This is a genomic window from Actinoplanes utahensis (assembly GCF_016862455.1).
Lineage (GTDB): Bacteria > Actinomycetota > Actinomycetes > Mycobacteriales > Micromonosporaceae > Actinoplanes > Actinoplanes utahensis.
Window position 1 is genome coordinate 47,928 of sequence record NZ_BOMZ01000075.1, and the last position, 24,198, is coordinate 72,125.

Annotated in this window: 18 protein-coding genes and 1 tRNA gene; 7 read left to right on the plus strand and 12 right to left on the minus strand. The window is 70.9% G+C overall.

What is annotated here, in order from left to right; translation table 11 throughout:
• Positions 1–74 precede the first annotated feature (74 nt).
• From Aut01nite_RS25590 to Aut01nite_RS25605, 4 genes are all read left to right on the plus strand, one after another.
• Positions 75–1,439, plus strand: coding sequence for an ABC transporter substrate-binding protein (locus tag Aut01nite_RS25590; protein WP_043522503.1), 1,365 nt, complete (start codon positions 75–77; stop codon positions 1,437–1,439).
• A gap of 3 nt (positions 1,440–1,442) precedes the next feature.
• Positions 1,443–2,396, plus strand: coding sequence for a carbohydrate ABC transporter permease (locus Aut01nite_RS25595; protein WP_043522505.1), 954 nt, complete (start codon positions 1,443–1,445; stop codon positions 2,394–2,396).
• Positions 2,396–3,265: a carbohydrate ABC transporter permease gene (locus tag Aut01nite_RS25600; protein ID WP_043522506.1), complete on the plus strand. Its 870-nt coding sequence runs from the start codon at positions 2,396–2,398 to the stop codon at positions 3,263–3,265. The genes Aut01nite_RS25595 and Aut01nite_RS25600 overlap by 1 nt, the downstream gene beginning before the upstream one ends.
• A gap of 178 nt (positions 3,266–3,443) precedes the next feature.
• On the plus strand, positions 3,444–4,571 hold the full coding sequence (locus tag Aut01nite_RS25605) for a sugar ABC transporter substrate-binding protein (RefSeq protein ID WP_043522508.1): 1,128 nt from the start codon (positions 3,444–3,446) through the stop codon (positions 4,569–4,571).
• A gap of 46 nt (positions 4,572–4,617) precedes the next feature.
• Here Aut01nite_RS25605 and helR read toward each other — a convergent pair whose 3' ends face one another.
• From helR to Aut01nite_RS25640, 7 genes are all read right to left on the minus strand, one after another.
• On the minus strand, positions 4,618–6,732 hold the full coding sequence (gene helR / locus Aut01nite_RS25610) for an RNA polymerase recycling motor ATPase HelR (RefSeq protein ID WP_043522510.1): 2,115 nt from the start codon (positions 6,730–6,732) through the stop codon (positions 4,618–4,620).
• A 119-nt stretch (positions 6,733–6,851) separates the two neighbouring features.
• Positions 6,852–7,859, minus strand: a complete 1,008-nt coding sequence (locus Aut01nite_RS25615) for an LLM class flavin-dependent oxidoreductase (protein ID WP_043522511.1) — start codon at positions 7,857–7,859, stop codon at positions 6,852–6,854.
• 9 nt (positions 7,860–7,868) lie between these two features.
• Positions 7,869–8,357 carry an SsrA-binding protein SmpB gene (smpB, locus tag Aut01nite_RS25620; RefSeq protein ID WP_043522513.1) on the minus strand — a complete coding sequence of 163 codons (489 nt, stop codon included), beginning with the start codon at positions 8,355–8,357 and terminating at the stop codon, positions 7,869–7,871.
• Positions 8,350–8,658 carry a hypothetical protein gene (locus tag Aut01nite_RS25625; protein ID WP_052163200.1) on the minus strand — a complete coding sequence of 103 codons (309 nt, stop codon included), beginning with the start codon at positions 8,656–8,658 and terminating at the stop codon, positions 8,350–8,352. Before Aut01nite_RS25625 ends, smpB begins: the two co-directional genes overlap by 8 nt.
• A gap of 345 nt (positions 8,659–9,003) precedes the next feature.
• On the minus strand, positions 9,004–9,435 hold the full coding sequence (locus Aut01nite_RS25630; protein WP_043522514.1) for a DUF1801 domain-containing protein: 432 nt from the start codon (positions 9,433–9,435) through the stop codon (positions 9,004–9,006).
• Between the two features lie 706 nt (positions 9,436–10,141).
• Positions 10,142–11,224, minus strand: coding sequence for a cellulose binding domain-containing protein (locus Aut01nite_RS25635; RefSeq protein ID WP_052163201.1), 1,083 nt, complete (start codon positions 11,222–11,224; stop codon positions 10,142–10,144).
• Positions 11,225–11,600: 376 nt separating this feature from the next.
• Positions 11,601–12,938 (minus strand): (Fe-S)-binding protein, encoded by a 1,338-nt coding sequence (locus Aut01nite_RS25640; RefSeq protein WP_052163211.1) that lies wholly within the window; start codon positions 12,936–12,938, stop codon positions 11,601–11,603.
• Between Aut01nite_RS25640 and Aut01nite_RS25645 the strand changes: the two genes are divergently transcribed.
• Positions 12,843–13,346 (plus strand): hypothetical protein, encoded by a 504-nt coding sequence (locus Aut01nite_RS25645; protein WP_204037680.1) that lies wholly within the window; start codon positions 12,843–12,845, stop codon positions 13,344–13,346. The two genes, Aut01nite_RS25640 and Aut01nite_RS25645, sit on opposite strands and share 96 nt — an antisense overlap.
• Here the strand turns inward: Aut01nite_RS25645 and Aut01nite_RS25650 are convergent.
• From Aut01nite_RS25650 to Aut01nite_RS25665, 4 genes are all read right to left on the minus strand, one after another.
• A complete protein-coding gene (locus Aut01nite_RS25650) occupies positions 13,307–14,464 on the minus strand; it encodes an FAD-binding oxidoreductase (protein ID WP_043522518.1) in 1,158 nt (385 codons plus the stop codon). The genes Aut01nite_RS25645 and Aut01nite_RS25650 overlap by 40 nt on opposite strands.
• A 52-nt stretch (positions 14,465–14,516) precedes the next feature.
• Entirely contained in the window at positions 14,517–15,968 is a 1,452-nt protein-coding gene (locus Aut01nite_RS25655) for an FAD-linked oxidase C-terminal domain-containing protein (RefSeq protein WP_043522520.1), read from the minus strand.
• Between the two features lie 36 nt (positions 15,969–16,004).
• Positions 16,005–18,134, minus strand: a complete 2,130-nt coding sequence (locus Aut01nite_RS25660; protein ID WP_063958709.1) for a hypothetical protein — start codon at positions 18,132–18,134, stop codon at positions 16,005–16,007.
• Position 18,135: 1 nt separating this feature from the next.
• Positions 18,136–18,208: transfer RNA gene (locus Aut01nite_RS25665), tRNA-Arg, on the minus strand.
• An 87-nt stretch (positions 18,209–18,295) separates the two neighbouring features.
• Between Aut01nite_RS25665 and Aut01nite_RS25670 the strand changes: the two genes are divergently transcribed.
• Complete coding sequence (locus Aut01nite_RS25670; RefSeq protein WP_043522587.1) at positions 18,296–18,988, plus strand: hypothetical protein; 693 nt, start codon at positions 18,296–18,298, stop codon at positions 18,986–18,988.
• Positions 18,989–19,393: 405 nt separating this feature from the next.
• Positions 19,394–22,072, plus strand: a complete 2,679-nt coding sequence (ppdK, locus tag Aut01nite_RS25675; RefSeq protein WP_043522522.1) for a pyruvate, phosphate dikinase — start codon at positions 19,394–19,396, stop codon at positions 22,070–22,072.
• 340 nt (positions 22,073–22,412) lie between these two features.
• Here ppdK and Aut01nite_RS25680 read toward each other — a convergent pair whose 3' ends face one another.
• A complete protein-coding gene (locus Aut01nite_RS25680; protein ID WP_043522523.1) occupies positions 22,413–23,963 on the minus strand; it encodes a hypothetical protein in 1,551 nt (516 codons plus the stop codon).
• Positions 23,964–24,198: the final 235 nt, after the last annotated feature.

Sequence of the window (24,198 nt, forward strand, 5' to 3'; positions counted from 1 at the left end):
CGCTCGGCTCGCGTAACCCGCCCACCGGACTTACCGTCTTTGATGTAACCCATCCGTAACGGGGGTGCGTCTCGATGACGAGGTCCAGGTGGTCGGCTGCGGCAGCGGCCCTGATGCTCAGCGTGACAATCGCCGGGTGCGGCGACGACGGCGGCGGCGGTGAGGACGGCGGCACACTCACCGTCTGGAGCCTGGAGAACCTGACCGACCGGGTGCAGGCGACCCAGAAGATCGTCGACAAGTTCACCGCCGCCACCGGCATCCAGGTGAAACTCGTGGCGACCGACGAGAACCAGTTCAGCAACCTGATCACCAACGCGGCCGCGGCCGGGACCCTGCCGGACGTCGTCGGCGCGCTGCCGCTGGCGGCCGTGGCGCAGATGCACACCAACGAGCTGGTCGACACCGAAGCCGCCAAGGCCGTGGTCGACCAGCTCGGCGCGAGCGGGTTCTCCCCCCGGGCGCTGGAGCTGACCAGCCAGGACGGGGCGCAGTTGGCCGTACCGTCGGATGCCTGGGCACAGCTGCTCTTCTACCGCAAGGACCTCTTCGACGCCGCGGGCCTGCCGAAACCGGAGACGTACGACGCGATCCGCGCCGCCGCGCAGAAGCTGAACTCCAAGGACGTCGCCGGCATGGCCATCGCGACGGTCGGCAACGACGCCTTCACCCAGCAGACCTTCGAGAACCTGGCGCTCGGCAACGGCTGCCAGCTCGTCGACGAGGCCAAGAACGTGCAGCTGGAGTCGCCGCAGTGCGTGGCCACCTTCCAGCTCTACTCCGACCTGGTGAAGAACTGGTCGGTGCCGGGCGCCCAGGACGTCGACACCACCCGGGCCACGTACTTCTCCGGCAAGGCGGCCATGGTCGTCTGGTCGTCGTTCCTGCTCGACGAGCTGGCCGGTCTCCGCAACGACGCCCTGCCCACCTGCGCGCAGTGCAAGAGCGACCCGGCCTGGCTGGCGAAGAACACCGGGGTGGTCACCGGCATCGCCGGCCCGGGCGGGCAGCCCGCCCAGTTCGGCGAGATCACCAGCTGGGCGATCACCAGGGAGAGCCCGCGCAGCGAACAGGCGCGGAAGTTCGTCGCGTACATGATGAACGAGGGCTACGCGGACTGGCTCGCCATCGCCCCGGAGGGCAAGATCCCGGTACGCCAGGGCGCCGCGGACTGGAAGTCGCTGCCGGCCGGCGTGGACACCAAGAAACCGCTGGCCGAGATCTACCCGGCGGACGTGCTCGACACCCTCAGCAAGAGCCCGGACACGTTCCAGCGCTGGGGGTTCCCGCAGAAGCAGGGCGCCCTGGTCGGCGCCACCCTCGGTGAGCTGCCGGTGCCCAAGGCGATCAACGATCTCGCCGGCGGCCAGCTGGACGCGGCCGAAGCGGCGAAACAGGCCAGTGAGGACGTCAAAGTGATCCAGAAGTCCCTGGGCTGACAGGTGGGCAAGCCACTCACCGCCCGGCAGCGGGAGAGCCGCGCCGGGCTGGCCTATCTGTCCCCGACCCTCGTCGTCGTCCTGGTCGTGGTGGTGCTGCCGATCCTCTGGACGGTCATGCTGGCCTTCCAGCGGATCCGGCTGATCAACCTGCGCCGGGCCGGGGTCTTCGGCCAGTACACCCTGGCGAACCTGGAGACCGTGCTGAACTCGCCGGGCTTCTGGTCGTCGCTGTGGACCACCCTGGTCTACACGGTCGGCTCCACCTTCGGCTCGATCGTGCTCGGCCTGATCGCGGCGCTCACCCTGCGCAGCCGGTTCCGGGGCCGCACGCTGGTCCGCGGTTCGGTGCTGCTGCCGTACGTGGCGCCGGTCGTGTCCGTGGCCTTCGTCTGGAACGTCCTGCTCAGCCCGCAGTTCGGCCTGGTCAACGACTGGGGTGTGCGGTTCCTCGGCTGGGACCGCCCGATCGCGTTCCTCAGCCAGCGCGAGTACGCGCTCAACCTGCTCGGCTGGCACATCGACGTGCCGATGGCGCTGCTCACCGTGATCGCGTTCGAGACGTGGCGGTACTTCCCGTTCGCGTTCCTGTTCCTGCTGGCCCGGCTGCAGGCGGTGCCCGGCGACCTGGAGGAGGCGGCCCGGGTCGACGGCGCCGCGCCCACCCAGATGTTCCGGCACATCCTGCTGCCGCAGCTGGGCGCGGTGATCGCGCTGCTCAGCGTGCTGCGGTTCATCATGACGTTCAACAAGTTCGACGACGTCTATCTGCTGACCGGTGGTGGCGCCGGGACGGAGGTGGTGAGCGTCCGGGTGTACGAGTACCTCACCGCCCGCTTCGACATCGGCGCCGCCGCCGCCCAGGCGCTGGTGCTGGCCGGCGGCCTGCTCGTGCTGCTGGCGATCTACCTGCGCTTCTTCGCGCCCCGCATCGAGGCCGCCGAGGGGGAGGGCTGATGGCCGACCGTGCCGAGGTGGAGACCCGGATCCTGCGGGTGCTCCGGCCGATCGTGATCACGCTGCTGGCGCTGATCACCCTGTTCCCGTTCCTGTACATGCTCCTGCTGTCGATCCGCCCGATCGAGGACCTGCTGCGGGCCCCGGGCCAACTGTGGATCGAGCCGTCGGAGTGGACCGTCCGCACCTACCGCGAGGTGCTGACCTCGGTGGGGGAGGGCGGGCAGGGGTTCCTCAAGTTCCTGGCCAACTCGGCGATCGTGTCGGTGGCAGCGACCGCGCTGACCCTGCTGGTGTCGATCCCCGGGGCGTACGCGGTGGCCCGTCTGCGATTCGCCGGCCGCCGGCAGGTGCACTTCCTGTTCCTGTCGGTGTACCTGTTCCCGTCGATCCTGCTGGCGATTCCGCTGTTCGTGCTGTTCACCCGGCTCGGGCTGCGCGGGTCGCTGGGCGGGCTGACGCTGGTGTACATCGCGCAGACCGTGCCGGTCTCGATCTACATGCTGCGCAACTACCTCTCCACGATCCCGGCGAGCCTGGAGGAGGCGGCGGCGATCGACGGCTACAGCCGCCTGCAGACGCTGCGCAAGGTGATCCTGCCGCTGGCCGCGCCCGCCGTGATGGCGAACGCCCTCTACGTCTTCATGATCGCCTGGAACGAGTTCCTCTTCGCTCTGCTCTTCCTGGTGGAAGATCGAGCCGATTGGACCGTCTCGCTCGGCCTGGCGCAGCTGTCGGGTGGCATCGAGGTCAGCAAAACCGTCCTGATGGCCGGTTCTGTTGTGCTGACCCTGCCGATTGTGATCATATTCTTCGCGGCGGAGCGGCTTCTCACCGAAGGATTGACGGCCGGCGCCGACAAGGGTTGACACGGGGGACGTACCACGCGATCACAGCCAGTGATTGTTGGCAGGATCGCGACGAAAATGAATAATCTTGTTCCCCGGCCCCCACCCGATGTTGCGACCGTGACGCGCTGGCCGATACTTGGCGGACCGTTCAGCGTTCCACGCAGCTCGGGAACACCGTGAGAGGAAACACATCGCCATGCGCAAGTCTCTGGCCACCCTGGTCACCGCCGGCCTGCTGACTTCGGTCATGCTCACGGCATGTGACGACGGGGGCGAAGACGGGGCCGCCGGCAACGTGGCGACCACCAGTGGCGGCAGCGAGAAGGTCACCGGCAACGACGGCATCGCCGTGATCCTCCCGGACACCAAGACCTCGCAGCGGTGGAGCACCGACGACCCGAAGTACCTCGAGGCGGCGTTCAAGAAGGCGAACGTGCCGTACCAGATCTTCAACGCCGAGGGCGACAAGAACGAGTTCCAGCGCATCGCCGAGACCGCCCTGGACAAGGGCTTCAAGGTGCTGATGATCGTCAGCCTCGACTCGGTCAGCGGCAAGGCCGTCATTCAGAAGGCCCACGACCGCAAGGTGCCGGTGATCGACTACGACCGGCTCACCCTCAACGGCGGCGCCGACTACTACGTGAGCTTCGACAACCAGGAGGTCGGCCGTCTCCAGGCCAAGGAGCTGGAGAGCTGCCTGAAGGCCAAGGAGGTCGAGAAGCCGGTCATCGCCGAGCTGAACGGTTCGCCCACGGACAACAACGCCACCCTGTTCAAGGAGGGCTACGACGCCTACCTGAGCACGATGTTCAACAGTGGCCGGGCGGTCCAGGGACCCGACCAGTTCGTGCCGGAGTGGGACAACGACACCGGCCGCGAGATCTTCGCGCTGATGCTCAAGCAGTTCCCGAACATCAACGGCGTCCTCGCCGCCAACGACGGCCTCGGCAACGCGGCCATCGAGGTGCTCCGGGAGAAGGGCCTGGCCGGCAAGGTCCAGGTCACCGGCCAGGACGCGACGACCCAGGGCCTGCAGAACATCCTCGCCGGCGAGCAGTGCATGACGGTGTACAAGGACGTGAAATCGGAGGCGGACGCCGCCGCCGATCTGGCGATCAACCTGTACCAGAACAAGAAGCCGCAGCTCAAGGACAAGCTGAAGGACCCCGAGTCGGGCGCCTACATTCAGTTCCGGAAGCTGGCCCCCAAGGCCATCACGATCAAGAACGTGAAGTCCGTGGTCGAGGCCGGCTTCGTGGACCCCGCCGCGCTCTGCACCGCCAAGTACCGCAAGGCCTGCCGCACCGCCGGCATCATCAAGTGACCGGCCGGTCCCCGGCGCCGGACGACTCCGGCGCCGGGGACCGGGTTCAGGTACGCAGCACGACCAGGCGGCGGGTCGCCCGGGTCATCGCGACATAACGGTCGACGGCGCCCTCGATCCCGTCCCCGAACGTCTCCGGGTCGACCACCACGACGAGGTCGAACTCCAGGCCCTTGGACAGTTCGGGCGTGAGGACCCGTACCCCCGGGGCGGTGATCGGACCGGTGGCGATCACGCAGGCCGTGCCCTCGCGGTGATCCGCCAGGATCTCCTCCAGCTCGGTGACGCGACCGTGGTGGACCGGGATACCGCTGCTCCGGATCGAGGACGGCACGTTGGCGTCCGGCAGCGCGGCCCGGATCACCGGCTCCGCCTCGGCCATCACCTCCTCCGGCGTCCGGTAGTTGATGGTCAGCGACGCCATCGCGATCCGCTCCAGACCCACCCGTTCCAGGCGCTCGCGCCACGACTCGGTGAACCCGTGCCGCGCCTGCGCCCGGTCCCCGACGATGGTGAGACTGCGCGACGGGCAGCGCGACAGCAGCATCCGCCACTCCGCGTCGGTGAGCTCCTGCGCCTCGTCCACCACGATGTGCGCGAACGGACCGGCCAGCAGGTCCGGATCGGCGGCCGGCAGCGCGCCGCCGGAGTCGAGCACCTCGCGCAGATCCTGCTGGCGCAGCATGGACATCAGGCCCTCGCCGTCGTCGTACTCGTTCGACGCGATCAGATCGTCGACGACCCGGTCCATCGCCCGCCGGCCGGCCGCGACGGCGGCCCGCTCCCGGCGCCGCCGCTCGGACGCCTCCGGATCGCCGAGCCGCTGCCGGGCCGCGTCGAGCAGCGGCAGATCGGACACCGTCCACGCCCGCGGCTCGGCCCGCTGCAACGCGCGGACCTCCTCGGCGCTCAGCCAGGGAGCGCATCGGCGCAGGTAGGCCGGGACCGACCAGAGATCGGCGACCAGGTCCGCCGCCTGCAGGATCGGCCACGCCCGGTGCAGCGCGGTCCGCAGCTCCCGGCTGCGCGCCAGCTCCGCCTCACCGGCGCCGGAACGCTCGGCGAGGATCGCCAGCAACTCCTCCCAGATCTGGTCGCGCGCCTCGTTGTGCGGGGTGCCGGGATCCGGCGCCTCGAACGCCGCCGCCCAGTCGGCCCCGGTCACCCGGACGTCGCCGTCGTCGGTGCTGACGACCAGCGGCGCCATCGGCGGCTCCTGATAGAACCGGACCGCCGCGTCGATCGCGCCGACCAGATCCGCCGACGCCTTCAGCCGGGCCGCCGCCGGATCGGCCTCGGTTCCGGCGTGCGCGCCCTCGGCGACCAGGTCCCGGACCGTGCACGTCTGCACGTCGTCCTCACCCAGGTTCGGCAGGACGTCGGCGACGTACGCGAGATAGGGCTCGTGCGGCCCGACGAACAGCACGCCGCCCCGGCCCCGGCCCAGGCGTGGATCGCGATAGCGCAGGTAGGCGGTCCGGTGCAGGGCTACCACGGTCTTGCCGGTGCCCGGCCCGCCGTCGACCACCAGGGCGCCCGCCGACCCGGCCCGGATGATCGCGTCCTGGTCGGCCTGAATCGTGCCGAGCACGTCGCGCATCCGCGGCGACCGGCTGCCGCCCAGACTGGCGATGAACGCCGACTGGTCGTCCAGCGCCGCGTTGGCCGCCAGTTCGCCGGCGTCGAACACCTCGTCCCAGTAGTCGACGACCCGGCCGTCCGTCCACCGGTACCGGCGGCGGCTGACCAGGCCCATCGGGTCGGCGTGGGTGGCGCCGAAGAACGGCTCCGCGGCCGGCGACCGCCAGTCCACCAGCAGCCGGCCGCCCGCGCCGTCGGTCAGCCCGAGCCGCCCCACGTAGACCGTCGCGCCGTCCTCGAACACCATCCGGCCCAGGCACAGGTCCAGGCTGTACCGGCGCAGCGACCGCAGCCGCGCGTTCATCCGCCGGATCGCGTCGTCCCGGTCGACCGCCTGCCGCCCTTTCCCGGCGGGCGCCCGCCGTTCCGCGTCCAGCCGTTCCGACAATTCAGCGATCGACTGCCCGAGGCTTTCCGCCATCTCCGCGAAATGCTTGTCGTCGGCCGCGGTCATCGCCGGATCAGCCTTCGCGGCGAGCCGCTCAGGCAAGGCGAAAGCACTGGTGGTCGTACGGTTCACGGCATCCCCGATTCGGCAGACTGCGTTACGGTGTGCGATTCTCCGCCGTATCCGGGGTCTTGCCGCAAGCCCCACCCTGTGCTATAGCTTAGAAGTGGCGGGGGAGTGGTTGTTCCTCCTCAATCGCCATTCATCAATTCTCGCACCCGCGGAATCACCTGCTCGGCATAGAGCGTGATGCAGGACATCAGCTGATCGTGCGGCAGCGTCCCGTGGGAGTACTTCAGGTCGAAACGGTCGATGCCGAGCGCCCGGATCGTCGCCGCGATCTTCCGGGCGACCGTCTCCGGCGAGCCGACATGCCAGGCGCCCTCGGTGACGTCGGCCTCGAACCGGTCCCGGGTCATCGGCGGCCAGCCCCGCTCCCGGCCGATCCGGTCCAGGTTGCGGCGGGCGTGCGGCCACAGCACGTCCACCGCCTCCTGATCGGTGGCCGCCACGAAACCGGGACAGTGCACGGCGATCGGCTGCGGCTCCTGCTCCAACTCCGTCAAGGCGCGGTGGTACAGCTCGGTGTACGGGGCGAACCGTGCCGGAGCGCCACCGATGATCGCCAGGACCAGCGGCATGCCGTACCGGGCGGCACGGACCACCGACTCCGGGCTGCCGCCGACACCGATCCAGGTCCGGATCGCGCCCGACTCCGTCTTCGGGTACACCTGCTGGTCGCGCAGCGGCGGCCGGATCGAACCCGTCCAGCTCACCGGGCCCTCGGTGAGCAACTCCGACATCAGGTCCAGCTTCTCGGCGAACAGGCGCTCGTAGTCGCCCAGGTCGAAACCGAACAGCGGGAACGACTCGGTGAACGAACCACGGCCCAGGATGATCTCGGCGCGGCCGCGGGCGACGGCGTCCAGGGTGGCGAAGCGCTCGAACACCCGTACCGGATCATCGGAGCTCAGCACCGTGACCGCCGTGCCCAGCCGGATCCGCTCGGTCCGCGCCGCGATCGCCGCGAGAACGATCTCCGGCGCCGAGACCGCGTAATCGTCGCGATGGTGCTCGCCGACGCCGAAGAAGTCGAGCCCCAGACGGTCGGCGAGCACACCCTGCTCGACGACGTCCCGGATCACCTCCGGATAGGGCTTGCCGTTGACGTCACCGAAAGTATCCAGGCCGAATTCCACGGCAAGATCCTAACGGCGGCCCCGGACGCCCTTCAGGCGTCGGCCCATCTCCTTCGCGATCTCCTTCTTGGCGTCCCGCTCGGCCATGACCTGCCGTTTGTCGTACGACTTGAGCCCTCGCGCCAGACCCAGCTCGATCTTGGCCCAGCCGTCCTTGAAGTACAGCGACAGCGGCACCAGGGTGAGACCCGAACCGTCCTTGAGCTGGTTCAGGATCTTGATGATCTCGACCTTGTGCAACAGCAGCTTCCGGGTACGGCGCGGAGCATGATTCGTCCACGAACCGAACCCGTACTCCGCGATGTGCAGGCCGTAAAGCATGATCTCGCCCTCGTGCTCCTGCGCGAACGTGTCGACGAGCGACGCCCGGCCCAGGCGCAGCGACTTCACCTCGGTGCCCGCCAGCACCAGACCCGCCTCGAACGTCCTCAGAATGGCGTAGTCGTGCCGTGCCTTCTTGTTCGACGCGACGAGCTTGACACCGGTCTCCCTAGGCACGCTCGTCCACCGCGGAGGTCTGCATCGCCACCAGATCGGCGGGAATGGGGCGGCGCATCGAATACGTCACGCTGCTGAGCCGGTGCGGCTCACCGATCACATGAATCACCGAACGCTCGTACGCCTGCCAGCCGGCCGCGCCCGCCCGGTTCAGGTGCCGCAGGTCGTCGAACCGCTCGTCGGTGCCCCAGCGCAACACCCCACCCGGATGGTGGAACGTCGCGGTCCAGTCCATGAAACGGTCGGCGCCGAGCGTGCCCGCCGCGCGGTACTCGAGTCGCGCGTATTCCCAGTTGTCCACCGGATGATTATGCCGTCCGATTCAGCCCCTCGCCGTCCGGGAAACGACCTTCGTTCGACTTCCGCCAGCCGGCCCCGGGCGCCGGTGCGCGACCCCCGGCAGTGGGCTCTCGGGGTGCCGGTGGGCGGTGCCTGGCGGTGGGCTCTCGGGGTGCCGGTGGGCGGTGCCTGGCGGTGGGCTCTCGGGGTGCCGGTGGGCGGTGCCTGGCAGCGAGCTTCGGGGTGCCCGTGCGCGGCACCTGGCAGCGAGCTTCGGCGTGCCGGTGGCCGGCAGTGGGCCTCGGGGTGCCGGTGCGCGGCGCCTGGCAGCGAGCCCGGGGCGACGGTGCGCGCCGCGCTGGCCGGGTCAGCGCGGCTCGGTGGTCACGGTGCGGCCGGCGAGATGCCGGAAACCGCGGCCCACCAGGTCCGTCAAGACCGCGTGGTCCACGTCGGCGAGCCGTTTCAGATAGAGGCAGGACTTGCCGGTACGGTGCGGGCCGAGCCGGGCCAGCAGTTCGTCGTGGCCGTCGAAGCCGGTGGAGATGTAGAGGGTCAGCGCCTGCTTGCGCGGCGACAATCCGACCGGCGGCCAGTCGCCTTCGCGGCCGGACGCGTACCGGTAGTGGTAGGTCCCGAAACCGATGATCGAACCACCCCACATCGCCGGCTCCACCCCGGTCGCCTCGGTCATCAGCGCGACAGCCGCCTCCGCGTCGGCCCGGCGTGCCGGATCCGTGACCGCGGCGAGGAACGCCGCCACGCTCTGATCGTTCCGTGTCGTCTTCGCCTCAGCCATCCCGTCAGTCTGGACCGTCACGCCCGCTACCGGGATCGCCCGCACGGAGCAACCGCCGACGGTCGGCAACCCGCGTGGGGTCGGGCGCGGACGACGGCCTGATGCGGCTACGGCGGACCCTGGCGCGTATCGGTTCCGTGCCGGTTGCGGTTTGTCCGGCTGGTTGTGGCTGCTGACTCGGAAGTCGGCCATCACCGAAGCTCATGCCTTGATCGAAGACGTTATGTCAACCGCGCCCAGCGGCCGACTTTCCCGCACCGCACGGTCGTCGCAAGGACACGGATGGCTGTCTCAAGGCGCTCGAGACAGCAGTGACGACCAGCTGGTGTGGATCTTGTCCGGCTGGTAGTAGGGGCTGTCTCGGCGCAGCTGAGACAGCCCCACAACCAGCCGGGGGTGACCGGGGCGGGCATGCATGAGCCGCACCCGGGGGCGGTCGGGAGGGGACGCCTGCCGTTGCCGCCGCGAGGCACGGGACGCTTGCGTGGCCCGTACGAAGGCATGGTGTGAGAGAAGTGCCGCGGACCGGAAGCGGACAGGGGTCGTGGCGGTGCTGACTTCGCGCGCGGGGTGCTGTGGTCCCGGGAAGTGGCCCGTGCGCGGTGTGGAAGCCGGGCGGGGTGGACGGGCCGTCGCAGGCGGATCGGATGACGGGTGCGGGGTTCGGGCGGGTGTGACGGCCGAACCCCGCACACCGGATTCCGGGTCAGGGGAGGGCGGCCCGGACGGCGGGGAGCCAGCGGGCGGCGATCTTGGCGTTGCCCGCGTTGTTGGGGTGGACGCCGTCGTAGGTGTCGGTCGTGGTGTCGAAGCCGGTCCACTGGTCGACGACGGTGATCGGGGAGGCGTCGGTGGACAGGGCGGCGGCCCAGGACGGGATCGCGGCGTTCAGGGTCACCACGCGCTGGCCGCAGTCGGTGCAGGTGGGCGGGTTCAGCGGGATGATCTGGGCGACGATGATCTTGATACGGGGGTTGGCGGCGCGCATCTGGCCGACCAGGGTGGTGTAGGCGTTCAGGATCGTGGTGGCCGGGATGTTGCTCCACGCGTCGTTGGTGCCGAAGTGCATCAGGACCACGTCGGGATCGCTCGCGGCGAGCCAGGCGGGCAGCATGTTCTGGCCGGCGACGTTGGTGACCTGGTAACCGCCGTGGCCCTCGTGCTCGCCGTCGTAGGGGAAGCCGCAGCCGTCGCCGGGCAGCGTGCCGACGAAGTCGACCTCGGCGGCGGGCAGCTGCTGCCACAGCATGGCGCGCCAGCAGCCGGGGGAACCGGTGATCGAGTCGCCGAGCGCCATGATCTTCGTCTTGGGGTCGCCGGTGGGGTCCGGTGTCGGCTCGGTGGGCGTGGGGTCGGTGGGCGTGGGATCGACCGTGCCGGTGCAGGCCACGCCGTTCAGGGTGAACGACGTGGGCACCGGGTTGGAGCCGGTCCACGAGCCGTTGAAGCCGAACGAGGCGGTGCCGCCGGTGGCCACGGCGCCGTTCCAGCCGGCGTTGCGGACGGTGACCGAGGAGCCGGACTGGGTGACCGAACCGTTCCACAACTGGCTGACGGTCTGGCCGGCGGGGAATGTGAACGCCACCGTCCAGCCGGTGACGGGGGCGCCGAGATTGGTGACGTCGACGTTTGCGCCGAAGCCGCCGGACCATTGGCTGGACACCGTGTATTTCACCGAGCAGCCCACGGCGGCTTGCGCGGCCCCGCCGGTGACCAGGGTGAACGCTGCCGCGGTGGTCGTGGAGACGAGTGTGGTCAGGCCGAGGGCGGCCCATTTCCGTCGATGCATGGGGATGCCTTCCGGAGGAGGTGCTTGACGGGACGTGTGGAACGGCGCACGCTGGGAGCGCTCCCAATTTAACGTATGTCAATGTCTGGGAGGGGCTCCCATCCGTCATTCGACCAGAACGCCGCCACGCGAGGTGCTGGATCAGACGTGCGGCGCGATGGGATGGGTGCCGCACGGGTCGGGTGGCCGTGGTGGGGGAGAGGTCGGCAGCGCGGGGGCGCCGCGGCCTCGCTCGGCGGTCACCGGCCGGGAGAGCGCGGGGAGAGCGGGTGCTACGGGACCCGTCTCCCCGCGGTTCCGGCAGCCTCCGCTCGGCGTCTCCGGCCGGTCATCGCGCTGACGTCAGAGCCCTCTGTTGGGCGTCGTCTCCAGCCGGTCATCGCGCTGACGTCAGGGTGGCCGGGGGCAGGCCGCGGATCGAGGCGTCGAGGACATGGGCGGTGTGGGCCAGCGCGATCGTGCCGCCGCGGCGGTGGACGGCGGCGGCGACCTGCATGAGGCAGCCCGGGTTGGCGGTGACGAGCAGTTCGGCGCCGGTGGCGAGGACGGCTTTCGCCTTGCGGTCGCCGAGTTCGGCGGCCGGGCCCGGATTCAGTACGTTCCACACGCCCGCGGAGCCGCAGCAGATCTCCGGGTCGGCGATCGGGCGCAACTCCAGGCCGGGGATGCCCCGCAGCAGGGCGCGGGGTTGCGCGCGGATGCCCTGCGCGTGCCCCAGGTGACAGGCGTCGTGGTACGCCACCGTCATCGGCAGCGGGTGCCGGGGCGCGACCGGGCCCAGTTCGGCCAGCAACTCGGACAGGTCACGGACCTTGGCGGTGAAGTCGGCGGCCCGCCGGGCGTAGGCGGGGTCGTCGGCGAGCAGCTCGTCGTACTCCTTCAGCGACGAACCGCAGCCCGCCGCGTTGACCACGAAGTAGTCCATGCCGGTCCGGGCGAACGTGTCGATCAGGCGCCGGGCGAACCGCTGCGCCTCGGCCCGGCGGCCGTTGTGCACGCTCAGCGCGCCGCAACATCCCTGGCTCGGCGGGATCAGCACGTCACAGCCCTCGGCGGCGAGCACGCGTACCGTCGCCGAGTTGACGTCCGGGAAGAACGCGCCCTGAACACAACCGGTCAGCATGCCGACGACCGCTCGGCGTTCGCCGCGGGCTCGGACGCGGGCCGGCGGGCGCGGCACGCCGCGCAGGCGCGGGGCGAGGGACTCCAGGGTGGCGAGGGTCGGCGCGAGACGGTCGAGCAGGCCGGTGCGGGCGACGAGCTTCTGCAGACCTGATCTCTGGTACGCCCGGAGCGGTCCCCGCAGCAGCCGGAGCCGGCGCGGGTACGGGAACAGCGCGAAGATCGCCGCACGCACGGCACGCTCCCGGGCGCTGCGGGAGTGGCGGCGTTCCACCTGGGCGCGGGTGTCCTCGATCAGCCGGTCGTAGCGGACACCGGACGGGCACGCGGTCACACACGCCATGCAGCCGAGACATCTGTCGAAGTGGGTGACCATCGAGTCGGTCAGCGGCTCGCCGGAGACGCCCTGCCCGATCAGGTGGATCCGGCCGCGCGGCGAGTCCATCTCCTCGCCCCACAGCACATAGGTCGGGCAGGTCGTCAGGCAGAAGCCACAGTGAACACAATCGGACACGATGTCGGCGCTGGGTGGGTGATCGCCGTCGAACGCGGGCTCGTCGTGCACCGTGGTCCCGGTCTCCGCGGCCCGCAGCGCGTCGACCGGTGGCGTCCCGGTGCCGTGCGTCGCGCCGACCGGCGTCCGGCTGCCTGCGACAGCCCCGACCTGGCCAGCCTGACCGGGCTGATCTGGTTGTCCGGGCTGGCCGGGCTGATCGGGCTGGCCGGGCTGATCGGGCTGGCCGGGCTGATCGGGTTGATCGGGCTGGCCGGGTTGATCGGGCTGATCGGGCTGATCGGGCTGATCGGGTTGATCGGGTTGATCGGGCTGATCGGGTTGATCGGGTTGATCGGGCTGATCGGGCTGATCGGGCTGATCGGGCTTGAGCATGTCGGACGAGGTGGCGGGAATCGGGTCGGGCGGCAGGGTGCCGTCGCCGCGGGTGGCGTCGATGCCGGACATCAGATTCCTCCCACGAAGCGGCCGGGCGCGAAACGGTGATCAGGGTCGAACCGCTCTTTGACCCGGCGCATCAGATCGAGGCCGGGCACCGGCCCCCACATGTCGAGGCCGTCCCGGGTGCCGTCGGGCGCGGACAGCACGACGGCGTGCCCACCGGCCGCGGTCGCCGCCGCCCGTACCGACGCGACGACTTCGGCGACCGTGTCGGCGCCGGCCGGGGCACCGGCGTACAGGACGCCGGTTCCGGCGGAGCCGCGGACCGTGAGGCCCGCCCCGACGGCGGCGGCGACCAGGTCCGGGACGCGGGAGAGGGTGGCGGTCAGTTTCAGGGCGAGGCCGCCGGGTGGGTCGGGCGGGGTGTCCCACCAGGACGGGGGTTCGGTGGTGACGTCGCCGCCGAGGAGACGGGCGAGGGTGGCGGCGCGGTCGCGGACCCCCGCCGGAGTGCCCTCCAGCAGGACGGCGATCTCCGGCTCGGCGCCCGGCGCGGCGTTGATCTCGATGGCGCTGGGCGCCAGTTGGGCGGAGAGGACCGCCGCCACGTGGGTGGGCGCCGCGGTGGCCCGTACGACAGCGGTGGTGACCGGAACCGGATGCAACCGGAAGACGCACTCGGTGATCAGGCCCAGCGTGCCGAACGATCCGGTGTAGAGCTTGCCCAGGTCGTAGCCCGCGACGTTCTTCACCACCTTGCCGCCGGATTTCGCGATCCGGCCGTCCGGCCGGACGACGGTGATACCGATCAGCAGGTCGCGGGCCGTGCCGTAGCGCAGGCGGCGCGGGCCGCTGGTGTTCGCCGCGACCGTGCCGCCGGCCGTCGCCCCGGCGGGCGCGTCCAGGGCGAGCTGCTGGCCCGGCAGGCGGTGCAGCTCGGCCATCGGGGTTCCGGCCCGGACCACGGTGATCAGGTCGCCGGCGGCGTGCTCGACCACCCCGGCCATCCGCCGCGTGTCGATGATCAGGTCCAGGTCGCGGGGTGGCGGGCCCTGCTGCAGCCGGGTGCCGCCGCCGCGGATCACCACGGTCAGATCCCGTGCGGCGGCGATCAGGGCGGCCGCCTCCCGGGCGCTCGCGGGCGCGGCCACGAACCGGGCGGGCATCCCGCAGACCACGTCGTCGTCGCCGGCCTTCACCGCGAGATCGTCGAGCACACTCATCGGACGGCCCTCCCGGGTGTGTGGCCGTTGCGAGGCTGAGGACGCCGGTTCATCAGAAGACCTCCGCGCCCTCGTGCTCGAAGGCGCCCTGCCGCCGTCCGGGCCGTTCGCCGCACAGCCGTGGGGTGGGGAACACCTTGCCCGGGTTGGCCAGGCCGTCCGGGTCGAACGCGCACCTGACCAGCTGCATCGTGTCGAGGTCGGTGTCGCTGAACATGCGGGGCATGTACCGGGCCTTGTCCACACCGACGCCGTGTTCGCCGGTGATCGAGCCGCCGTACTCGATGCACAGGTCGAGGATCGCGCCGGAGACCGTCTCGGCGCGTTCGGCCTCACCGGGCACGCGATCGTCGAACAGCACCAGGGGATGCAGGTTGCCGTCGCCGGCGTGGAACACGTTCGCCACCCGCACTCCCTGCGACGAGGCGACCTCGGTGATCCGGCGCAGCACCTCGGGCAGCGCGGTCCGCGGGATCACCCCGTCCTGGACGATGTAGTCGGGACTGATCCGGCCGACCGCCGCGAACGCCGACTTGCGGCCCCGCCAGATCAGCTGCCGTTCGGTGTCGTCGGCGGCGACCCGGATCTCGAACGCCCCGTTCTTCTCGCACAGCGCGGTGACCTCGTCGAACTGCGCGTCCACCTCCGCGGACGGGCCGTCCAGCTCGACGACCAGGACCGCGCCGGCGCCGGCCGGGTAGCCGCAGTGGACGGCGGCCTCGGCGGCCTCGATGGACAGCGCGTCCATCATCTCGATCGCGGCCGGCACCACCCCGGCCGCGATGATCGCCGACGTGGCGGCGCCGGCCTGGTCGGTGCCGTGGAAGGCGGCGAGCAGGGTCCGGACCGTCTCCGGCAGCCGGGTGAGCCGGACCGTGACCTCGGTGGCGACGCCGAGCGTGCCCTCCGAGCCGACGAACGCGCCGACCAGGTCGTAGCCCGGGACGTCCGGGGCGGCCCCGCCGAGCCGAACCAGCTCGCCGTCCGGGGTGACCACCTCCAGGGCGGTCACGTGGTTGGTGGTGAACCCGTACTTGAGACAGTGGGCGCCGCCCGAGTTCTCCGCGACGTTCCCGCCGATCGAGCAGATCTGCTGGCTGGACGGGTCGGGGGCGTAATAGTAGCCGTGCGGGGTGGCGGCCTGCGTGACCTGGAGGTTGATCACGCCGGGCTGGACGACGGCACGTTCGTCCGCGGGGCGCATCTCCAGGATGTCGCGCAACTGCGAGGTGACGATCAGGACGCCGTCGGCGTGCGGCAGCGCCCCGCCGGACAGGCCGGTGCCGGATCCGCGGGCCACGAACGGCACTCCCGCCGCGGCGCAGGCACGAACCACGGCGGCGGCCTGGGCGGCGGTGCGGGGGAGAGCGACCAGCGCCGGGATGACCTTGTAGTGGGCGAGGCCGTCACACTCGTACGTCCGCAGCTGTTGCCTGTCGGTCAGCACCTGGTCGGGGCCCAGATCGGCCCGGATCCGGGCGGCCAGCGCATCGATCCCGCTCATCGTGGACCTCCTTGGCGACACTGCCTTGGAGTCACGCTAACCCTGATCGACCCCTGGCGCGAGAAGCCAGTGCCGTTCGGTCGTCCAGCCGGTCAGCGGGCGGGACTTGCGCCCGGCCAGCACCGACCACAGCCCGTCGACGGCCGGCCCGAGCCGCCCGTGCCGGGGCAGCGCCTCCACGAACGTCAGCGCGTCCCCGGTCAGCGAGTCGCCGGTCAGCGACAGGAAGAAGATCATGTGACGCCAGGCGTACGCGATGTCCTTGATCGACCGGTGCGACAGCGGCCGGGAGGCCAGCCGTTCCACCGTCGTCCAGGCGCCGGTGGCCGCGTCCAGCGGATCGACCGCCACCCCGGCCCCGTGCACCAGCGTGGCCAGATTGTGCGTGGTCAGGATCTGCGCCTGCTCGATGATCATCCCGTTGTGCGCGGGCCGCCCGGTGGCCTGGCGGACCCCGGCGCGCTCCCGGCACAGCCGCGCGAACTCCGGCGAGACCGCCTTCCCGCCCTGGGGTGCCGGCAGGGCGTCCAGGTACGCGTAGTCGATCCGGTAGTACCGCTCGTACAGCGTCCCGGCCAGCAGATTCCCGGCGAGCCGTGCCGCTGCCGGGAACTTCGCCACGAACCGGCCGTCGAAGATGTCCGCCGCCAGCTCCTCCACCCAGGGCAGGCGCAGGCGCGCCTCGCGGCTCAACGTGCGCAGCTCGCTGACCAGCGGGTTCGGCAGCAACGTGCCGGGGAACGAGCACAGCGTCAGCCCGCCGATCCGCCGCAGCGCGACGGCGGCGCCGGCCTCGGTCGACCCGTCGTAGAGTTCGTGCAGCTCGTTCAGCTCATAGCGCTGGACCGCCCGCACCCACGGCAGCTCGTCCGGCCGGACCTGGCTCTCCAGATCAGTGAGCAGCAACGACCGGCGGTTGCGGAAGGCCAGGTAGTGGGCGGCCATCAGGGCCCGCAGGTCCGGATCGGCGTAGGCGGCACCCACCGCCTGGGCGGTCACCCGTGGGACCAGCGCGGCGAGCACCTCCGCCGACGGCACCAGACCGGCCGCGACCAGGCCCTCGACCGGCGCGGCGGTGGCGCGCCGGACGACGGCCCGGACGGACGCGGGCGCGCCGGCGACCAGCGGCTCGGCGTCGAGGACGCCGATGTGCTGGGGGAGCTCCGCCAGGCGTTCGGCGACCTGCCGGGCGATCACGTGGTGCGGCGTCTTCGCCGCCACGGCGGCCTGCCGGTCCCGCAGCGCGGCGTGCCCGGGGCTGCCGGGCTCGCCGCGCCGCCGCACCATCGCGTCGGTCACGGTCTGCACCAGGCCGCGCCGCCACTCCCGGCCGGCGACGGCCTCCTCCAGAGCGGTGCGCAGGACGGTCAGGTTCGCCTTCGGCCCGGCGTGCCGCCGGCTCGGCGGCGTGCGGCGGGCGAGGTCGGCGTACTCGGCGAGGAGGCCCCGGGCGGCGTGCTGCCAGGGCTCATCCATGTGGACGCCCACCCGCCCGTCCACCGCGGACCGCAGCCAGTGCGCGAGCACCCGGTCGGCGTACAGGTTCCAGACGCCGAGGGTGCCGCGCATCGCCTCGACCCGCTCGTTCGGCTGCCGGTTCGCCAGGCTCTGCCGTGCCTCGCCGGCGGTCGCGCGCCACACCAGCTCCGGGTCTGCGGGCGGACCGGGCGCCGGGCGTGGGGTGAAACAGAGCGCGGCCGAGTACGGCAGGACCTGCTCGATCAGATCGAGGGCCGCCTCCTCGTCGCCGAACCGGAGCAGCCACGCCACCACCGGCAGCAGCGCCTCCTCCGGCAGGGTCACGGCGTATCCGTCGTCGAGCAGGGCGTCCAGCCGCGCCCGGCGAGCCGGATCGATCCGGTGCCGGAAGATCACGCCACGGTCGTGCGGCAGGCCGTGCCGGTCCGCGTACGCCGTCTCGGCCTCGTTCAGCGGACCGGCCGCGGCCGCCCGCCCGGAGGCGAAACCGCCGTGCAGCACCTCGGGAGTGACCCAGGCGGGCATCTTCCTCACCGGTGTCCGCGAGCCGATCGTCAGATCCCCGCGCAGCATCCCGGCGATGACCGCCCGCCATCGGGCGGCCTTCCCGGTGTCGCCGCCGGTCACCGCCTTGGCCAGTTGCGCCTGCGGATAGCCCGTGCCGACCGTGTCCCCGTGCTGTTCCATGCCGGTGTGGCAGGTTCCGCCCCTGCGCCCTCCCGGTCCGGAGCCAGGCGCTCTACTGACTGAGCTACACACCGCTTGCGTGGCGTGAACCTTAGCTCAGGCGTATCGGGGAAGGCCCGTGGTTTTTCGGGGTGCGCTCGGTGTTCTGGCAGGATGGCCGGATGCTTGCGACCGCCAGACCCCTCCGTGCCGCCGTGGGTGCCGCGTGCGCCCTGGTCCTGGCGGCCGGGTGCACCTCCGCCGACGACGGCGAGCCGGACGCCGGGCTGATCACCGTCACCACCATGCGCGGCGCGTTCCTGCAGCCGGCCGAGATCGGGCCGGCCTGGGCCGCGCCGCGGGAGAGCGCCGACCCGCAGCAGATGGTGAGCTTCTGCGGCGGGACGAGCAAGCCGCCGCAGGCGCCACCGGGCGCGGAGATCGTGTCCGCGGCCGCCGCCGACGAGGGGGAGAAGGGCGCGCAGACCCTCCAGCAGACCGCGCTGGTGTACGCCGACGAGGCCAGCGCGACGGCCGGGTTGTCGCTGCTGAAGACCGTCGCCGAGCAGTGCCCGAAGACGGTGCGGGTGCCGGCGACGGTGACGGCCGACCGCAACGAGCCGGCCTACACCGAGACGGCCGAGTTCCGGGACCTCGCCGAGGGGGCCTGGTCCGGGTTCGTGATCGTGCGCCACAAGTCGTACGAGTCGCAGCACCCGGGCACCGCCGACACCGCCGTGGCCGTGTTGCGCACCCGCAACGTGGTGCTCGTCGACACCTACGCCCTCTACCGCCTCGACAACGCGTCGCCGTCGCCGAACTTCGACGCCGACTGGCAGCGGCTGGTCGGATCCGTGGTGCAGCGGGTCGGCTGAGGCCCCGGGCGGCTCCGGATGGCCCGGGCGCTCCGGGATGACCCGCGAGGCTCCGGGATGGACAGCGTGACGAACGTCGTCTAATGTTCGCGGTGCGCCGTTGCGAGTTCTTCCCCCGTGGAATTCGCAGCGGCGCGCTTATTTTCCGCCGTGAACCGTCCCGGCGACCCTCCCACACCACGTGATCAGAAGCAGTCGCGATCCGGCCGGCTAGTCGTGTGCCTAGTCTCCGCGCGGTGCCGCTGCGCGTTCGTGCGCGCAGAGGGCGTGTACCGATCACGGTTCTCCGCACCCGTGTGGAAAAAGCCACCGCACTGTTAACTATTCGCCGTAGTCGTGCTTAGCCTTACGAATCCCAGGGCAGGAATGGATATCCGCCGCGGATTCTTAACCGGAGGTAGAGGCATGAAGTTCGTCTACGACTTCGCCGAGGGCAACAAGGACCTCAAGGATCTGCTGGGTGGCAAGGGCGCCAATCTCGCGGAGATGACGAACCTGGGCCTGCCCGTGCCTCCCGGCTTCACCATCACCACCGAGGCGTGCCAGCAGTACCTGCGCAACGGCCAGCACGTCGACGGCCTGGCGGGTGAGATCGACACCCATCTCGAAGCCCTCGAATCCGCCATGGGCCGCCGGCTCGGCGACCCGGCCGACCCACTCCTGGTATCGGTGCGATCCGGGGCGAAGTTCTCCATGCCGGGCATGATGGAGACCGTTCTCAACGTCGGCCTCAACGACGCGTCGGTGGCCGGGCTGTCCCGGCAGGCCGGCGGCAACGACCGGTTCGCCTGGGACTCGTACCGGCGGCTCATCCAGATGTTCGGCAAGACCGTGTGCGACGTGCCGGGCCACGAGTTCGAGGACGCGCTGCACGAGGCGAAGACGGCCAAGGGCGTCACCGACGACGTGCAACTGGACGCCGAGGATCTGCGGGCTCTGGTCACGGCGTACAAGAAGGTCTTCGTCAAGCACACCGGCCACGACTTCCCGCAAGATCCGCGCGAACAGCTCGACTTGGCCGTCGAGGCCGTCTTCCGATCCTGGAACGCCGACCGTGCCGTGCTCTACCGCCGTCAGGAACGCATCCCCACCGACCTCGGCACCGCCGTCAACGTGGTCGCCATGGTCTTCGGCAACCTCGGCTCCGACTCCGGCACCGGCGTCGCCTTCACCCGCGACCCCGCCACCGGCGAACAGGGCGTGTACGGCGACTACCTGGCCAACGCGCAGGGCGAGGACGTCGTCGCCGGCATCCGCAACACGCTGCCGCTGGCCGACCTGGAACAGCTCGACAAGACCTCCTACGACGAGCTGATGCGGATCATGGCCACCCTCGAGGGCCACTACCGCGACCTGTGCGACATCGAGTTCACCATCGAACGCGGCAAACTGTGGATGCTGCAGACCCGCGTCGGCAAACGCACCGCGGCCGCCGCGTTCACCATCGCCGCCCAGCTCGTCGACGAAGGGGTGATCGACCTCGACGAAGCGCTCACCCGGGTCAGCGGGGCCCAGCTCGCCCAGCTGATGTTCCCCCGGTTCGACCTCTCCGGCTCACCGGAGTCGATCACCCGCGGTGTCGGCGCCTCACCGGGAGCGGCGTACGGCCAGGTCGTCTTCACCTCCCAGCAAGCCGTCGAGGTGGCTGCCGAAGGCAGGCCGGTCATCCTGGTCCGGCGCGAGACCAACCCCGACGACCTGCCCGGCATGATCGCCGCCAACGGCATCCTCACCAGCCGCGGCGGCAAGACCTCACACGCCGCCGTCGTCGCCCGCGGCATGGGCAAGACCTGCGTCTGCGGCGCCGACGACGTCGCGGTCAGCCAGGACTCGTTCGCGGTGGGGGAGGCCGTCGTACGGGAGGGCGACGTCATCTCCATCGACGGCACCACCGGCCGGGTCTACCTCGGCGAGGTCCCGGTCCGGCCCAGCGAGGTCGTGCAGTACTTCGAAGGCGACCTCGACCCGGCCCACGCGAACGATCCGCTGGTCGCCGCCGTCCACCGGCTCATCACCCACGCCGACGAGAAACGGCGCCTCACCGTGCGGACCAACGCCGACACCGGAGCCGACGCCGCCCGAGCGCGGCGCTTCGGCGCGCAGGGCATCGGGCTGTGCCGGACCGAGCACATGTTCCTCGGCGACCGACGGGAACTGGTCGAACGGCTGATCCTGGCGCGCAACGAAACGGAACGCAACGAGGCCCTCGTGGCGCTCCAGCCGCTGCAGCGCGCCGACTTCCTGGAGATCTTCCGGGAGATGAACGGGCTGCCCGTCACGGTCCGGCTCATCGACCCGCCGCTGCACGAGTTCCTGCCGTCCCTGGAAGAGCTCGCGGTCAAGGTGGCCGTCGCCCACGAACACGGCCGGCACGTCGAACACGACGAACAACTGCTCGCGGCGGTACGGCGGATGCACGAACAGAACCCGATGCTGGGACTGCGCGGCGTACGGCTCGGACTCGTGATCCCCGGGCTCTTCGCGATGCAGGTGCGCGCGATCGCGGAAGCGGCCGTCGCCCTCGCCGCCGAAGGCGGCAACCCCCGGCCGGAGATCATGGTGCCGCTGGTCGGCGCCGTTCAAGAACTGGAGACGGTACGGGCGGAAGCCGAGAAGATCATCTCCGAGGTGGCCGGGTCGTCGGGCGTCCGGATCCTGATCGGGACGATGATCGAAGTGCCGCGGGCCGCGCTCACCGCCGGTCAGATCGCCGAAGCCGCCGAGTTCTTCTCCTTCGGCACCAACGACCTCACCCAGATGGCGTGGGGCTTCTCCCGGGACGACGTCGAAGGAGCGTTCTTCTGGCGCTACCTGGAACTCGGCATCTTCGGCATCTCACCCTTCGAGTCCATCGACGCCGACGGTGTCGGGCGACTCGTGACGATCGCGGCGGAGGAAGGGCGGGCGGCGCGTCCCGGCCTCAAACTCGGCGTCTGCGGTGAGCACGGCGGCGACCCCGACTCGGTCCACTTCTTCCACCAGGTGGGGCTGGACTACGTGTCCTGCTCACCGTTCCGGGTGCCGATCGCCCGCCTCGAAGCGGGCCGGGCGGCGGTCGAGTCCGAAGGCTCCGACCACCGCTGATCAGGACTCACGCCCCGGGCTCCCGCGTCGGCTTCCGCCGTCGCACCCCGAGCCGGGCGGCGGGTCCGGGGCGGTTCGCCTCGGACCCGCCGCTCTTCGCAGGCATGTTCGGTCGCCGGACCGGTTGCTTTTCGCCGGTATGTTCGGTCGCCGGACCGGGTGCTTTTCGCCGGTATGTTCGGTCGCCGGACCGGTTGCTTTTCGCCGGTCCGTTGTCGCCGGAACCGCCGCTCTTCGCCGGTCCGTTGTCGCCGGACCGGCCGTGCTTCGCCGGTATGTTCAGTCACCCGACCCGCCGCGCTTCGCTGGCACGTCCGGGAGCTGAACGGATTCCCGTTCGTCAGTGGAGATCGTGCGGGACGGCCCGGTAGACGCCGTCGATCACCGTCGGTGGTGGGGAACCCGGTGGTGTGGCGCCGGTGAACGCATCGGAGATCGCCGCGTGCAACCGCTGCGCTATTCGCGGGCCACCGCACGCCAGCAGTTCCGGGATGGCATGCTCCAGCATCGCGGCGGCGAGCGGCCAGTCCCGGGCGGCGACACCGGCGAGAACACGTGAGGCGTCGGCGGGCCGGTACCGGAACAAGAGCGCACAGAACTCTGGAGTGATCTCTGCCGGGTCGTTTCCGGGAGTGATCCGTGCTCGGCCGTGCTGGGGAATCACGCCAGCCGGACCGTGCTTAGGAGTGATCACCGCTGGGCCGTATCCGGGGGTGGTCCGCGTTGGGCCGTGCTCGGGAGGGGCCGTCGCCGGGCCGTCGAGCAGCGGGTACGGGTCGCCGAAGCCCGCGTCGGCGAGGATCAGCAGGGACTCGCGGTCGTCCAGGGCGATGGCATCGGCGAGGACACTGCCGGCCAGGACCGCGACAATGGGCGTGCCCGCGTTCTGCCGGACGATCTCCGCATACGCCGGCAGCCGCGCCGGATCCAGCGGGCCGGGAACCGGCTCCGGAGCGAGATCCCCCGCGCCGAGCCGCCGCACCCGAACCGTGCGAGCGGTGATCCGGGCGTGCAACCGGTAGACGGGGTCGTCGATCGGCAGCTCCGCGCCACCGAGGATCTGCTCGTTGGCGGAGGCCACCGCGGCGTCGACCGGGCCCGCCGGACTCCGGCGCAGGCTCTCGTGAGCGTCGGCAAGATCCGGATCGGGACGGTGACATGCCAGACGCTGGGCCGTGTAACGGTGTGAGGCGTCGCACGCGTACGCCTGCCGGAAGACCGCACTCAGCGCCGGGAGATCGGCGAGCAGAGCGAAACCCAGATGCGGAGCCGGCGCGAGCACCCCGATCGCGGTGTCGAAACGGGCCCGGTGATCCGGGCGCAGATAAGCCAGGACCTCGCGGTCGTGACTGGTCGAACAATCCCGCCAGCGCCAGGCCCGCATGCGGGTGAGCAGATGCCGCAGCCGGGCCCACGCCTGCGCCTCACCGTCCAGATCGCGTTGCGCGACAGCGGCGGCGACCAGCGCGCACTGCGCCACGGCCGACTCGCCGGGATCCTCGATCAGGTCGGCGAGAGCGGTTGCGGTGTCGCGATGGGTCGCGGCGAGATGCACCACGAAGGTACGGAGGAGGCGCGCCAGGGAATGCGGATGCCCCACCATCGGGGCCGGTGGGGACAGCGCGCTGAGCAGGCCGGCGGGCGTGGTGAACAGATGCCGGTGCGTGTGGGCGATCCACCTGGCGTGGATGCCCCGCAGGCAGGCGTCCACCTGAGCGTGATTCTCATAGTCGTGGCCGTCGTGGCCGTCGTGGCCGTCGTCTCTGCCGTCGGCTGCCGAGGGGACCACCGGCAGATAGGGCGGTGAGGGCGGGGCTCGGCGGGTGGACGAGTGTCCGTCGGTGAGGCTCAGGTAGAGGAGGCCGGGCAGGTCTTCGACGGTCGCCGCCATGCGGGCTCCCTTGATCGAATCGTGTGTTCCTCTTTCATGCTTCCGGCGCCTGCTCGCCCCGCGAATGCTACCGGTGGGGTCCGACATCAGGCTCCACCGATTTTTGCCTCACCGAGCGATTCCGCATGGTTGCGCGCTCTGCCACGCCGACTCCCATCGTCGCGTGGCCTCGGTGCCGCGTCGTCCGCCGCGTCGTCCGCGCCTGTCATCCACGCCGCGCCTGTCATCCACGCCG